Annotated in this window: 15 protein-coding genes; 5 read left to right on the top strand and 10 right to left on the bottom strand. The window is 34.2% G+C overall.

Going from position 1 to position 14,683, the window contains the following annotated elements:
* Positions 1-176 precede the first annotated feature (176 nt).
* From J4T76_RS01275 to J4T76_RS01265, 3 genes are all read left to right on the top strand, one after another.
* A complete protein-coding gene (locus J4T76_RS01275) occupies positions 177-1,064 on the top strand; it encodes an SDR family oxidoreductase (protein ID WP_267341829.1) in 888 nt (295 codons plus the stop codon).
* Positions 1,065-1,204: 140 nt separating this feature from the next.
* Entirely contained in the window at positions 1,205-1,732 is a 528-nt protein-coding gene (locus J4T76_RS01270; RefSeq protein ID WP_267341831.1) for a hypothetical protein, read from the top strand.
* Positions 1,733-2,201: 469 nt separating this feature from the next.
* Positions 2,202-2,624, top strand: coding sequence for a hypothetical protein (locus J4T76_RS01265; RefSeq protein ID WP_267341835.1), 423 nt, complete (start codon positions 2,202-2,204; stop codon positions 2,622-2,624).
* Positions 2,625-2,703: 79 nt separating this feature from the next.
* Here J4T76_RS01265 and J4T76_RS01260 read toward each other — a convergent pair whose 3' ends face one another.
* The 6 genes from J4T76_RS01260 to J4T76_RS01235 form a co-directional block, all read right to left on the bottom strand.
* Positions 2,704-3,939, bottom strand: coding sequence for an MFS transporter (locus J4T76_RS01260; protein WP_267356150.1), 1,236 nt, complete (start codon positions 3,937-3,939; stop codon positions 2,704-2,706).
* Between the two features lie 185 nt (positions 3,940-4,124).
* A complete protein-coding gene (locus J4T76_RS01255; RefSeq protein ID WP_267356148.1) occupies positions 4,125-5,240 on the bottom strand; it encodes a ribosomal protein uL16 3-hydroxylase in 1,116 nt (371 codons plus the stop codon).
* Complete coding sequence (locus J4T76_RS01250) at positions 5,230-6,015, bottom strand: YchF/TatD family DNA exonuclease (protein WP_267341838.1); 786 nt, start codon at positions 6,013-6,015, stop codon at positions 5,230-5,232. The genes J4T76_RS01255 and J4T76_RS01250 overlap by 11 nt, the downstream gene beginning before the upstream one ends.
* Positions 6,016-6,027: 12 nt before the next feature.
* Positions 6,028-7,206 (bottom strand): lipopolysaccharide assembly protein LapB, encoded by a 1,179-nt coding sequence (gene lapB, locus J4T76_RS01245; RefSeq protein WP_267341840.1) that lies wholly within the window; start codon positions 7,204-7,206, stop codon positions 6,028-6,030.
* A 5-nt stretch (positions 7,207-7,211) separates the two neighbouring features.
* The gene (locus J4T76_RS01240) at positions 7,212-7,523 is read right to left on the bottom strand and encodes a LapA family protein (protein ID WP_267341841.1); all 312 of its coding nucleotides are present in this window, start codon (positions 7,521-7,523) and stop codon (positions 7,212-7,214) included.
* Positions 7,524-7,602: 79 nt separating this feature from the next.
* Positions 7,603-8,322 (bottom strand): phosphatase PAP2 family protein, encoded by a 720-nt coding sequence (locus J4T76_RS01235; RefSeq protein ID WP_267341842.1) that lies wholly within the window; start codon positions 8,320-8,322, stop codon positions 7,603-7,605.
* 96 nt (positions 8,323-8,418) lie between these two features.
* Between J4T76_RS01235 and ribA the strand changes: the two genes are divergently transcribed.
* Positions 8,419-9,030, top strand: a complete 612-nt coding sequence (ribA, locus tag J4T76_RS01230; protein ID WP_267341843.1) for a GTP cyclohydrolase II — start codon at positions 8,419-8,421, stop codon at positions 9,028-9,030.
* Between the two features lie 117 nt (positions 9,031-9,147).
* Here ribA and J4T76_RS01225 read toward each other — a convergent pair whose 3' ends face one another.
* The 4 genes from J4T76_RS01225 to zipA form a co-directional block, all read right to left on the bottom strand.
* A complete protein-coding gene (locus J4T76_RS01225; RefSeq protein ID WP_267341844.1) occupies positions 9,148-9,336 on the bottom strand; it encodes a 2-hydroxymuconate tautomerase in 189 nt (62 codons plus the stop codon).
* Positions 9,337-9,345: 9 nt separating this feature from the next.
* Complete coding sequence (gene luxS, locus J4T76_RS01220) at positions 9,346-9,861, bottom strand: S-ribosylhomocysteine lyase (protein ID WP_267341845.1); 516 nt, start codon at positions 9,859-9,861, stop codon at positions 9,346-9,348.
* Between the two features lie 61 nt (positions 9,862-9,922).
* On the bottom strand, positions 9,923-11,959 hold the full coding sequence (gene ligA / locus J4T76_RS01215; RefSeq protein WP_416380214.1) for an NAD-dependent DNA ligase LigA: 2,037 nt from the start codon (positions 11,957-11,959) through the stop codon (positions 9,923-9,925).
* Between the two features lie 221 nt (positions 11,960-12,180).
* Positions 12,181-13,092, bottom strand: a complete 912-nt coding sequence (zipA, locus tag J4T76_RS01210; protein WP_267355083.1) for a cell division protein ZipA — start codon at positions 13,090-13,092, stop codon at positions 12,181-12,183.
* Between the two features lie 392 nt (positions 13,093-13,484).
* Here zipA and J4T76_RS01205 point away from each other — a divergent pair, with 392 nt between their 5' ends.
* Positions 13,485-14,681, top strand: a complete 1,197-nt coding sequence (locus tag J4T76_RS01205; RefSeq protein WP_267341848.1) for an efflux RND transporter periplasmic adaptor subunit — start codon at positions 13,485-13,487, stop codon at positions 14,679-14,681.
* Positions 14,682-14,683: the final 2 nt, after the last annotated feature.

Below are 14,683 nucleotides of genomic sequence, written 5' to 3'. Positions count from 1 at the left end.
AAGCTTTAAGAAACAAATATTCAAACTTTATAGTCATTAAATATAATTTATTGAATTAATTGGTTATTTTAAAGATATAAAATAGGCTTAACAATAGGATTTTGTAATTACTAATTGATTTTATTTAAGTTATATTGAATTTGTGTACAAATGCATAGCTAACTTAGGAGAAAATAATGAGTAAACAAATTTGTAATCCTCTTACTAAATACCATCATGGTAAATTCCCAAAACAAAAACAAGCAGCACCAGCCCTACAGTGTGAAATGGATCCGATTCCTGATTGTGGTGAAAAAACTTACCAAGGTCATGGTCGTTTAGAAGGTCGCAAAATGTTAGTGACGGGGGGGGATTCAGGTATTGGACGGGCTGCCGCTATTGCTTATGCAAAAGAAGGTGCCGATGTGGCAATAAATTATCTTCCTTATGAACAAAAAGATGCCGAAGATGTTGCTAAAATTATTGAAGCCGTTGGTCGTAAAGCGGTATTAATTCCTGGTGATTTAAGTGATGAAGCGTTTTGTAAAAAATTAGTTGACCAAGCACATCAAAAATTAGGGGGGTTAGATAATTTAACGCTCGTTGCAGGTAAGCAAACCGCTGTGGAAGATATTATGGAACTTACCACAGAGCAAATTAAAAAAACGTTTGAAATTAATGTTTTTTCACTTTTCTGGGTCACTAAAGCTGCTTTAGGTTATTTAAAACCTGGTTCAACGATTATTACCACCTCCTCTGTTCAAGCTTATCAACCAAGTGGCAATTTATTAGACTATGCCGCAACTAAAACAGCCATTATTGCTTTTACTCGTGGTTTAGCTAACCAATTAAGTAGCAAAGGCATTCGTGTCAACTGTGTAGCACCAGGACCGGTTTGGACCCCATTACAAATCTGTGGTGGCCAACCGAGTGAAGTTATCCCTGAATTCGGTAAACAAACACCATTACAACGTGCTGGACAACCGGTTGAACTTGCCGGAGTATATGTACATTTAGCCTCTGAAGAGTCTAGTTATACCACAGCTGAAACGTATGGCGTTACAGGTGGTATGCACATTAATTAATCAATATTGATTACAGTAAAAAGGCTTGAAAAAGTCTTTTTACTGGTTAGATAAGTAATCATTTATGTTAAATTAACCTACTATTATGCAAAATTTTAATAGTAACTATTATGGAACTTATAACCAATAAGGGCAAAATAATGAGAACTTTTAAAGTAATAACTTTGGCAATGATGGGATTTTTTTTAGTAAATTGTGATAATTCAAAACCAACAGCCGATAATATCAAAGAACAAGTTACGCAAACGAGTTCAAAGGTTAGTGATAAAGTATCAGAATTATATGAACAAACAAAATCTGCAACTCAAGATGCACTTAATAATCTAAAAGATGGTAATTATAGCCTTGCTCAAGATGCCATAATAAAAGGTATAAATTTAAAATTACCTTTAGATGTTGATCAACATTCAACTTTGGTCGATGTAACAAAAATGAACGATATTATTAGTTATCAATATGATTTAAAAGGCATAACGAAAGATGAGTTACAAACAGAAGGCAATCAAAGAAATATTTTAAATAGTTTGCGTACGCTTTATTGCAGTAAGGATGCGACGATGAATGCTATAAAATTAGTCTTTCCAAATGGTGCAAGTCATAATTATTACCTAAATGGGGAAAAAGTTTTGACCCTTGATTTAAAACCTAGTGATTGTGATGCTAAGTAATTTTTCAGATATTAATCATGGTTAATAAAAGGGCCTTTTAAAGCCCTTTTATTTCAATTAGTAACGATAATGACATTGTTTTGTTCAAAATCGAATCATTATGATAAGCAAATAATTTTTTCAATGCGTTATAGGTAAAAGTCCATTTAAATTTGTCTTTAAATAAGGTACAAAGTGCGTGCAATTTTTATTTTTAGCCTATCGTCAATACTGATTGAGTTTTAGCCACTGTTTTGTACAATAAGGTAAACATTTTTTAAAAAATTGGGATGTTTTTTTGTGATCCTTCTAATTTAAAACAATTTTTAGCTGGTTATGGTTTATTGATTGAAGTTAACCCGTACTATAATAATATGTTGCTTTTCGCGTAGGATTTTTAGTGAAATGAATAAAAACTATGTTGTATCTACCTAAATATAATGAATAAAATATTTGATAGCATTGGAATATGAATCATTGAGGAATGAATATGACAGTTATAAAAATAACAGCGTGCGTTTTTATAAGCTTAGGATTGTTTGGTTGTGATAACAGTGAAAAAACAAAAGAAAATGAAGAAGAAAAGCTTACTCAAACACAAGATATGATCATTAGTGAGGCGAAGAAATCTCTTCCTTATCAAGTTGATTTAGTCACTACTTTGGTTGATGTATTTAAAGATGATAATTCGATTAATTATCGATATAGTATTAAAGTATCTAAAAACCAATTGCACATGTCTGAAACAGAAAAATTGACGACCGAAAATTTGAAAAATATTTATTGCACGGATAATCAGCAAATTAAAGAGTTTCGAGATGCTTTTCCAAATGGTGCTGTCCATAATTATTATATTAACAACGAAAAAATATTTAGCATCAAATTAACGCCTGATTCATGTAATGTTAACTAAAATGGGTGTTTATTTATTTTAAACGATTATCAATATTGTGGGTTTTAACAGGGCAGTAGCCCTGTTTAGATTGATTATCTTATTCTAAAGCCTTACCTTTCGTTTCTGGTATTAAAAATACGAAAGCAGCAGCAGACAATAGATAGGTAGCTGATAATAGGGCTAGTGCGTAGCTAATTGAATACACATTAGCAAAATAAGCAATGAGAACTTGCGATATACCCGCAATTCCTCGTCCTACATTAAAAATAATATTTTCAGCACTTGAACGGGCATCGGTTGGGTAATGTTCGGCCAGTAAGGCTCCGTATCCTCCCATCATCCCATTAACAAAAAAGCCAATTGCTGAACCAAAGATAATTAATATCAGCATATCCGTTTGTTGGAAATAGAACCATATAGAAATTGCTGATATTAAAAGGAAGGTAATATAAGAAGGGCGACGTCCAAATTTATCGCAAAGCCAACCAAAAATTAAAATACCTAATGACATACCAATGGTGGTTGAAATTGTCCAATACACTGTATCTTTAAAAGGTAATTTTAGTTCAGAAGCAATCATATTTGGCATCCAAACCATCAAACCATAAAACCCAAAATTTTGTACAGCACATGCAATAGTTAAACCAATCGTGGTTGCAGTGGTTTTTGGTGTTTTAAATAATTTACCAATTGCAATTTCATTTTTATTTTGATCTTTTAAATTTTGCCAAATTTCGGGCTCTTTTAAACCTTTTCGAGTCCAAGCAACAAACAGGGCTGGTAACACTCCAACAGCAAAAGCCCAGCGCCAACCATAAGCTTCACCCACAAAGTTGACGGTTAACGTGGAAAGGATAATACCTGCTTGAAAACCTAACGCAACAATTGATGTTGCTCGTGAGCGCTTGTTCTTTGGCCAACTTTCTGATACTAAGGTCATACCAATCCCAAATTCACCACCAAGACCTAAACCACTTAAAAAGCGGAAAATCAAGAAGCATTCATAATTAGGTGATATGGCACATAATCCGGTAAATAAAGAGAAGATTAATATAGTCCATGAAAAGACGCGTACTCGACCATATTTATCCGCTAATACGCCAAATAAAATGCCACCTAACACCGCACCAAGCAGGGTTACAGATGTTAACGTTCCTAGATCGGTTTTGGATAAATTAAAGGTAACCGAAATAAGGCTAAAACAGACACCTAAAATCATCATATCCATGCCATCTAATGCATAACCGACAGTCGATGCGAAAAGTGTTTTCTTTTGATAGAGTGTTATTTGTTCACTTTCAACTTGCTTGACTGAGTTTGATTCAGTTTTCATGTATACCTCTAGTAATTGAAAATAGATTTTTGCTAAAATTTAACATTTTGTGATGTTTAATATGCCATTAAACGGAGGGTACTCTAAAGCGGGGCAAGTATATACTCAAAACTTATAAAAAGCCAAGTCTAAAGCTTAAAAAGGTTGTTTTATCCACCGATTTTATTATCGGCGGATAAATGATGTTATGATTCATCAATGAAATACCAATAACCTTTATTGACAAAATTAAGTAATACTTGTTGTGTTTCTTCACTTTGTAAATGTTCATAACCGAGTATTTCGTTTTGACAAAGCATATCAATAACGGACATAGGTAAATTTATTTTTTCACCATGAATGTAGCCAAAATCGCCAATTTTGAGAATTCGGATACTAGGCACACGAGATAATTGTGCACCTGTTTGTAAAATTGATTTGAATTCCTCATATTCATAAGGCGGTTCAACAGTAACAATATTGAGTTCGTGCATCGGTAAGGTAATGTGTTTACCAAACCAATCATTAAAAAGCTCAGGTGTCTTGATTAAATCAATGATTTGATTTTGTAATTTGGTTAATTCATACGGTTGTACTCGGTAGGGATCTTCAGGTAACTTTAAATTTGGATCTTGATAAAAAATACCCTTTGGTAAATTATCAATGATGTAATCAGCAAAGCCACTTAGCATTTCTTGTGAAGTTTGCGTTCTAAAACCAACAGAATAACTTAATGATTCACCTATTGATATCCCATTATGCGGAAAACCTATTGGAATATATAAAATATCGCCAGAAGTGATCTGTTCATCAATAATTGGATGATAATCTTCAACATGTAATAATGCTTTATGAGCACTGAATTGTCGATAATTAGAATTGCGATCGCCAACTTGCCAACGTCGGCATCCCATACCTTGAATAATAAAAACATCGTAATTATCGATATGTGGACCTACGCCAGCGCCTTGCGTAGCATAAGAAATCATGAGATCTTCAAACTGCCATTGTGGGATGCATTTAAATGGTTGAACTAAAGCTGCTGCTTGTTCGTGCCAGTGATCAACTGCTTGAACTAATAAACTCCAATGCTCCTCACCTAAGTGGCTAAAATCATCAAAAGGACCAAATTTTGCCTCCCATTTACCATTTTTGTTGGTCACAATACGGCTTTCGATCTCTTCTTCCATTGCCAATCCAGCAAGTTCATCAGGGGTGATGGGATCCAGAAAGTGACTGAATGCTTGACGTAATATCACCGGTTTTTTTTGCCAATAGTTTGTTAAAAAATCGTCCCAATCAATATTCAATTTATTGTTCATTTAACACCCCTTGTAAGTTGAATAATTGACAAAAATTGTCGGTTGTTTGTTTGGCTATCACTTCTAAACTTACACCTTTTAATGCCGATAAATAAGAAGCGACTTTTCGCACATATGCTGGTTGGTTTTCTTTTCCTCGATAAGGGACAGGAGCAAGATAAGGCGAATCTGTTTCAACTAAAATACGGTCGAGCGGTACATATTTTGCTACTTCACGTAACGCTTCGGCATTTTTGAAGGTAATGATACCTGAAAATGAGATGTAAAAACCAATATCCAATAGCTGCTTTGCTGTCTCGATATCTTCTGTGAAACAGTGTAATACACCAGAATGGGCATGTTCCTCTTTTAGTATTCTTAATGTGTCTTGTTTTGCATTACGTGTATGAACAATCACAGGCTTATTGAGTTTTCGACCTAACCGAATGTGTTCTTTAAAATTTTCTTGTTGTAGTTCTAAATTGTCTTGCTGATAATAGTAATCAAGACCTGTCTCACCTAAAGCGACGACATTATCTTCTTGAGCTAAGCGTTGAAAGCGATTTGCGTCATATTTTTCATCCTCTAGATTGAGAGGATGAATGCCACATGAAAAGGAACATTGATTTTTAAATGGCATAAGTAGATGTTTCATTGCTTCATAGCCAGACAGTGTTGTTGCCACGCTTAAGCAATGTTTAACATCATTATTCATCGCTTGCTGTAAGACATCTTCAATGGTTTTATTTTTCAAATCTAAACTATCTAAATGACAATGAGAATCAATTAAAAACATAATAATCTCTTTTTATTTTTGGGAATGTTGTTCAAAATCACGGACGGGTTTTATTGTGGACCAGGAACGGCAAGCAGGGCATAACCAATAGATAGTATTCACGGTAAAACCACATTTTTGGCATCGATAATTCGGTACAGCTTTTATTTGCTCACCAACCATATTACGTAACAATAACAGGCTTTCTTTAGCTTTCCCTTGCTCTGCATCAGCTACATGGTAATCCATTAGACGGTAAAATCCTTTTAAATTAGGATGTTTTAATAACTCTCGATACATATAATATTGGGCTGAATCAAGACCTTTTTGTTTTTCAATAATGTCAGCTAACATGAGTTCAGCAACATTACCCGTGTCTTTATCAACACACAATTGTAAAAATTTTTGAAATTCGTCTTGTTTATTTAACTTGTGATAGCACTCATTTAAAAGAGGTAATGCTTCACCAATGAAGGCTTTATCTTGTTGTAAAATCTGTTTAAGTGATTCAATCGCTTCTTCTGTTTTATTTTGAACTAATAATATTCGACCTAACATTAATGATGTGCGTGCACAATTTGGATCTGTTATTGAAGATTTTTGTAATAAGTTGAACGCTTTATCAAGGTCATCATTGGCAATTGCAAGGGATGCTAACTCGCAATAAAATTGAGCTATGTATGTTTTGTATTTTTCGTTACCTAGCTTGACCAGTTTTGTTGCTGCATTAATTGCGTTAATCCATTCACTGGTGGATTGATAAATAATGATGAGTTGCTGTAGAGCATGTTGTTGAAAGTCTTCTTCATCGATAAGTTGTAAAAACATCTCTTCTGCACGATCGTAAAGTCCTGCTCCCATATAATCCCGACCCAATTGCTGAATGGCTAAAAGTCGTTGTTCAAATGTCAACGAAGAACTTTCCATTAATGCTTGATGAATTCGAATGGCTCTATCTATTTCACCTCGTGAGCGAAATAGGTTACCTAAGGTTAAATGAGCTTCAAGCGTGCCTTCATCTTCTTTAAGCATATCTAAAAATAGATCAACTGCCTTATCTTGCTGGTTAGACAAAAGAAAATTAAGACCATCTACATATTCGCGTGACAATCGATTAGATTGATTGATGTATTTTTGCTTTGCATTTCTGTCGCCCATATACCAGCCATAGGCGGCTGCAATAGGTAACAACAGAAATAACAGTTCAAACATAATATTTATTCTTGAGTATTTTTAGTTAAATTTAATTTTTGATGATCAGTTAGATTATCATCCATTTTTTTTTGTAACTTATTTAATTTTCGCTTAGTGGATGAATGTTGTAGCTTAGAAATTATGACAAAAATTCCTGTTAATATTGTACCTACAATAAAACCTGATCCAAAAAATATGGCCAAAAGAACCGATAACCGGAGTTCGGTTTTAGCAAACAAATAATTAAATGACACTACTTCACCATTAAATGAACCTAATGCAATAGAGATAGTGAAAATAATAGTTATTAATACAATGGATAGAACAAATTTCATAATAATGACCTTTATATTTTTTAATTTTACTTAAACGTCTATATCACTTGAAACATCTTTATCAAATGTCAGTTAAAAATTATCTCTCTACTATATGCCATTTTTGTGAATAAAAATAGCATATTAATGAAATGGCCCAAGCGAGTAAAATACCTAATAATAAATCAATTGGGCTATGCATACCTAGTGCGAGTCGACTGATCTCAATTAGTAATGCCCATACAATAATTGCAGTAACAATAATATAATGCCGTCTAAATCCTAATAAAGTGATTGCAAGAAATGCCCATGTTGCTGAAAATAAAGTATGTCCAGAAGGTAGGGAATAACCTGTTTCACTTTGCCAATGCTTGCTTAACCAATTTGGAATGATTTTTGAATTATTCAACTTTTCAGAAATAAATTGTTGTTTTTCTGATTTAGGTAACAAATAAAATTGCTTATCGCTAAGATGAAATTCTTTTGTCATCCAAAGTACATAAGGTCGTGATTCTGCTGTTTGAGATTTTATAATGGTTTTGACTATTTGCCCACCTAATATTGCACAAACAAGACAAAACCATAATGCAATCATCTTTTTTATTGTTTTATTTGTTAATAAACAACAAAATATTATAAAAAAAACAGTCGATGTCATCATCGCCCAAGGAAAACTGGCAGTTTCTGTTATATAGAAAAAATATTTTGATGTATCATTTAATGATTCTGGTTGCCAATGCCAATTTATGGCTATAATAACTAATGGTATTATTAACATAATGGCAAGAGTAGCCATTGTTTTTTTTATTACAAACCCCATTTATAGACTCAATTTAACACTCATTGCTAAATAGTTTAGCATGGAAGATGGCTTTTTTTAAAAGTCTATTTATGTTTTATTTAAACGGAGATGATAATGCAATTAAAACATGTTGCACAAGCAAAATTACCAACACCATGGGGATGTTTTACTATCGTTGGATTTGAAGAAATTGCAACAGGGAAAGATCATGCGGCTTTAGTGTTTGGTGAAATTTCCGGCAATACTCCAGTTCTTACTAGAATTCATTCAGAGTGTTTAACTGGGGATGCTTTATTCAGTTTGCGTTGTGATTGTGGTTTTCAGTTAGAATCAGCTTTAAAGCAAATAGCTAAAGAAGGTCGCGGAATTTTAATTTATCATCGTCAAGAAGGTCGGAATATAGGTTTACTCAATAAAATCAGAGCATATGCACTGCAAGATAAAGGTTTTGATACGGTTGAAGCCAATGAGCAATTGGGTTTCGCCGCTGATGAACGTGATTTTACCCTTTGTGCCGATATATTAACTTTGCTTGGAGTTTCGCAAATTCGTTTATTAACTAATAATCCTGAAAAAATAAAAGTGCTTGAACAGTCAGGTATTAAAATTGTTCAAAGAGTGCCATTAGAAGTTGGAGAAAACCCAAATAATGAACACTATTTAGAAACAAAAGTGAATAAAATGGGGCATTTATTGCATTTACATCATGGCAACTGCAATCATTAGCCAAATCAGACTGAAAAAATATCAATTTAGTTTAGCTAAACCTCAAAAATCATGATGTTTTGAGGTTTTAATATTTAACAAACGAAAAAATAAAGATTTATTCAATCATCGTTATGATTAATCGTTATCACAGCGCAATATACCACCATTAGCGATCTGATCTTTTGATAGTTCATGCATAATGATTTGTACTGCTTCTGGTTTACAGTTAAGCGTTTCAGAGATAGCTGCGGTTACACGTTTTGCCATTTCTCTTTTTTGTTCTACTGTGCGACCTTCCAAAAAGTCGATAACTACATTTGGCATAAAATTCTCCTAGTCATTCATTTTGGCAAGCTGTTCATCGGTTAATGCGATTGCCTCATTATGGCATATACCGATACCTGATTGGATAATTTTTTCTGCAATGGCTTTGGCTTCATCTAATGAATGCATTTTGTAGGTGCCACATTGGTACTCATTCAGTTCAGGAATTTGATTTTGCGATGTCACCTTTAAAACATCTTGCATAGATTTTAACCATGCATCGACAACGAACAATTCATCCGGTTTACCTATGAGACTCATGTAAAATCCAGTACGACATCCCATTGGTGAAATGTCGATAATTTCAATGTATTCACTGTTAAGATGATCACGCATAAATCCGGCAAATAAATGCTCTAAAGTATGAATTCCCTTTTCAGGTAACAATTCTTTATTGGGAATGGTAAAACGCAGATCAAACACTGTTATGCTATCGCCTTTGGGCGTTGCCATAGTTTTGGCTACTCGAACAAAAGGTGCTTTCATTTTCGTGTGATCCACTTTAAAACTATCTAGTAATGGCATAATTTTTTCCTTCATTGGTTTTCGGTATTTTAATCAAATTAATCTCGACAACCAATATTTTTTATGATAATTGAGTAAGTAAATTTAACATTTCTTGCTCATCGATGACTTTAATACCAAGTTCTTGGGCTTTATCTAACTTAGAACCGGCTGCTTCTCCGGCTATAACAAGGTCGGTATTTTTAGATACACTTCCTGTTACTTTCGCGCCCAGTTGTTTTAGTTTATTTTTTGCTTCATCTCGGGTTAACACTGATAGCGTACCGGTCAATACTATTGTTTTACCTGCAAATGGCGAATCAACAATAGTTGTCTGTGCGTCAGGAGTAATATCTTGCCAGTGTACATTGATGTCGTCACTGGTTAATTGCTCAATTACTTTTCGGTTATGGGGTTCTTGAAAGAAATCTATGATACTTTCCGCAATCACAATTCCAATATCATTTACAGTCTGCAGTTGCTCAAGAGAGGCATTTTCGATTGCGGATAAACTGCCAAGTTGGTTGGCTAAATTTTCCGCAGTCACTTCACCAACATTAGGAATACCAAGAGCAAAGATAAATCGGCTTAATGTGGTGTTTTTAGATGCATTTAGCGCATTCAATAAGTTATTCGCCGATTTTTCACCAATTTTTTCTAATGAACATAGGGTAGGAATATTAAGTTTATACAGGTCCGCTGGGGTTCTAACGTAATCTTTATCGACTAATTGTTCAATAATCTTGTCACCCATCCCATCTACATTCATTGCTCGTCGAGAGACAAAATGTTTTAAAGCTTCTTTGCGTTGTGCTGGGCAAATTAATCCACCTGCACAGCGTGAAATTGCTTGTCCTTCGTCTCGAACAATTAGTGAACCACAAATAGGGCAGTGAGTTGGGAAAACAATTTCTTTTGTCTCTTTAGGTCTTCGATCTAATAAGACGGCGACAATTTTAGGAATCACATCACCAGCTCGGCGCACTGTCACATAATCACCTTCGCGTATACCTAATCGGGCTATTTCATCACTATTATGTAGTGTAGCGTTACTGACAATAACGCCAGCAACAGAAACAGGCTCAAGTCTTGCAACTGGTGTAATTGCTCCTGTGCGCCCGACTTGAAAGTCTACTTTATTTAATTGCGTCACTTCTTCTTGTGCTGGAAATTTAAATGCCGTTGCCCAGCGTGGTGCACGTGCAACAAAGCCCAGTTCATTTTGTAATTCAATGTTATTAACTTTAATGACAACACCATCAATATCAAAACCCAATGACATGCGCTGTTCGCCAATTTGTTTAAAATAGCTTAAAGCGGCTTGGGCGCCTTGTCGTTTTTCTACTTTTTCACTCACAGGCAATCCCCAAGCTTTGAATTGCATTAAACGATCATAATGGGTATCAGGTAGTGAAGATCCTTCAACAATACCAACACCATAACAATAGAATGATAATGGTCTTTTAGCAGTAATTTTAGGATCTAATTGCCTTAATGAACCTGCGGCGGCATTACGAGGATTGGCAAATACTTTTTCGTTTCGTTTTTCTGCATCAGCATTAAGTTTGGTAAAACCTTTATGAGTCATAAAGACTTCACCCCGTACTTCTAAGCGCCTAGGAATATTTTCACCCATTAACACCAGAGGAATGGTTTTAATTGTCCGTACATTTGCGGTGATGTCTTCTCCAGTTGTGCCGTCGCCACGCGTTGCAGCCTTTGAGAACTTTCCATTTTCATACAATATACTTACCGCTAAGCCATCAAGTTTTAATTCACAGCAATATTCAACTTGTTCATTTTCACTTAAATGAAGACGATCCTTAACTCTCTTATTAAAGGCGATAAAACTCGATTCATCAAAAACATTATCAAGTGAAAGCATCGGCAGTTCATGTTTAATCGAGTCGAATTGAGCTAAAGGAGCGCCGCCAACTCGTTGAGTGGGAGAGTCAGTTGTGATCAGATTTGGATGCTGTTGCTCTATCGTTTGCAGTTGTTTTATTAATTTATCGTATTCAGAGTCAGGAATTTCAGGCGCATCAAGTACGTAATAGCAATACTCATGATGTCTGATTAGATTGCGTAATGAAGTCAATTGTTCTGTGACATCTTTAATCGATTCAGGTTTCTTGGCTGAATGTTCTGTTTTAGTTGATAGTGGCATGATAATAGGCTCTTAAATTAAAAGATAGCTTTTAGGGAAATCATCAAAATTGCTTAATTAATGAAACATGCAGTTATTAAGTCAATTAATCATTGCATTATATAAATTTTTGTTTATAGCCACCAAATGGAGTTGGTGGCATTTTGTTAAAGAATAGTAGAAAGTTTTTGCGATTAAATTTCGTTGCAGGCTTTTTTAATGCGATTTTTGTAACTATCAATTTTTTGTGGCGTTAACATACGATGTTCATCATCTAAAACCACACCATTAACATCATCAGCGACACGCTGGGCTGTTTGTAGCATTAATTTAAAATTTTGTTGATTGTTGCCTTCGGTAGGTGCAACCATGAAAATAGATACACCAGGCGTTGTAAATTCATGCATTGTTTCAGGATCTAAGTATCCAGGAGTGACCATATTGGCTAAACTGAACAGTACCGGACCATTACCTGCGGGATCAACATGACGATGAAATATTCTCATATCACCAAACTGGAAACCTGATTGCATAATACTTGCTAGGAGTACATCACCTTGTAATAATTTACCATTAATCCCTTTTATATTGAGAATAATAATTTCGGTATTGTCTTCGTCAAATTTATTTAAACTACCTTTCTGTGTCTTAGTGTCTTTTGCTCGTGATTGCTGATTATCTGTTTTTTCTTCGTTATGTTGAGTAGTTTGCTGTGGTTGTTTTTTTTCTTGTAATTTTTCATCGTCGAAAGAATCGTTGTTTATTTTGATGATTGGTTTCGGATCATCGTTGGTTTCATCCATAGCTTGTTCTTCATCTTCATTTACAAATAACTCTTCTTGCTGAGGTGGTACTTCCTCAACCGGCTCTTTAGGTGTATGATCTTCGTGCCCACTAATTTTTTTATTTCGAGTGATTAGAATTACGTCATCTTCGATTGTATCAATGAAGTTATTTTCATTTTGTTGGACATTTTTTTGATTTTTTTTCTGTTTTTCCGAACCAAAAGAATAAAGTTCTCTTTTATTGATCCAAAACCCATGAATCAATAGAGCTATAATGACTAAGGACGCAACAACAATTAGAACAATACGTAAATTATCCATAATAACCATCTCAGAATTAAATTGAATATAGAGTCAAATCATTCAATCTTAAGAAAAATTGAATAAAATGATTACGGAGTACAACAAATGTAAATTGAAACCACTTGAACGATACTTCCTTTACAGATTGCTAGTATAGCATTTTATTTTGGCTTTTTTATAGCACAAAAACCCAATTAGCCTATAATACTTTATTTCTTAAAAGAATCATATTTAACAGTATCGTTTATTTCTTTATCATATTCCTATTTTGTTATTTTTAGAACTCTGTGCTATTAACCTGTAAAGATACTTACATTTTTTGTATTTTTTTTGTAAAATCGCTCGTTATTTTTTAAAAATTTAATTCATTGTTATCTAAATAATTATTAAGTTACCGAGGTCTTTCTTATATGAGATTTAATAAGTTGTTACTTACTCTGCCAATGGCATTAACTAGTCTATTGTTATTAACCAGTTGTGATAATCATCAGTCACAAAATGGTAATGGCCAATTACCCAAGGTAACTGTGTTTAAAGTAGAGCCTTTAAATTACACACTGAAAATCAATTTACCAGGGCGGGTTGTTGCATCACAAATAGCAGAAATAAGACCACAAGTTGGTGGAATTGTTTTGAATCGAGAATTTGAAGAAAGTTCAAATGTTAAAGCCGGTCAATCACTTTATCAAATTGATCCTGCTATTTATCAAGCAAATTATGATAGTGCCGTTGCTAGTGTAGCAAGTGCAAAGGCTAATGCTAATATCGCACAACTTACTTTAAAACGTTATGCTGGATTATTAAAAACAAAATCGATAAGCCAACAAGAATACGATAAAGCGGCCGCTGATGCTAAACAAGCTGATGCCAGCGTATTGGTTGCGCAAGCGGCAGAACATACTGCTAAAGTTAATTTAGATTATACTAAAGTATACTCACCAATTGATGGCTATATTGGTAAATCAAGTGTGACTGAAGGGGCTTTAGTATCAGCAGGACAAGCAACACCACTTGCATTAGTGCAAAAACTCGATCCCATTTATGTTGATATGACGGAAGCAGCGACACGTTATAATAAATATCTTCAAGATGAAAACATCATTTATGAGCCAGCCACAGGGGATAATGTAGAACTGTTTTTTAATGATGGTTCAAAATACGCATTACCTGGTAATGTTAAATTTTCAGATATGACTGTGAACGAAACAACTGGAACAGTAACGTTACGATCTCAATTTTCAAACAGTGAAGGTAAAATTTTACCGGGTATGTTTGTTAAACCTCAATTGACATTAGGAACCATTAAAAATGCCGTATTAGTTCCTCAACAAGGTGTTACGAGTAATCAAAAAGGTCAATATACTGCCAAAATATTAAAACCAGATAATACGGTTGAGTATCGTCAAGATATTAAAGTTTATACTGGAATCAGTGGTTATTGGATTGTAACCAGTGGTATTAATATTGGTGAACAAATTATTACTACAGGTCTACTTAATTTAACTGCTGTTGAATCTGGTATGCCTATGAAAGCAGAAGTTGTTGGTGAGCCTGCTACTCTTTCTCAAGAACAGTTAGATAACATCATCAAAAACAATGTGAAATAAAA

It is taken from the genome of Gilliamella sp. B3022, assembly GCF_028751545.1.
Lineage (GTDB): Bacteria > Pseudomonadota > Gammaproteobacteria > Enterobacterales > Orbaceae > Gilliamella.
Note: the sequence above shows the minus strand (reverse complement) of the source record. Positions and strands in the feature narration are given on the sequence as shown.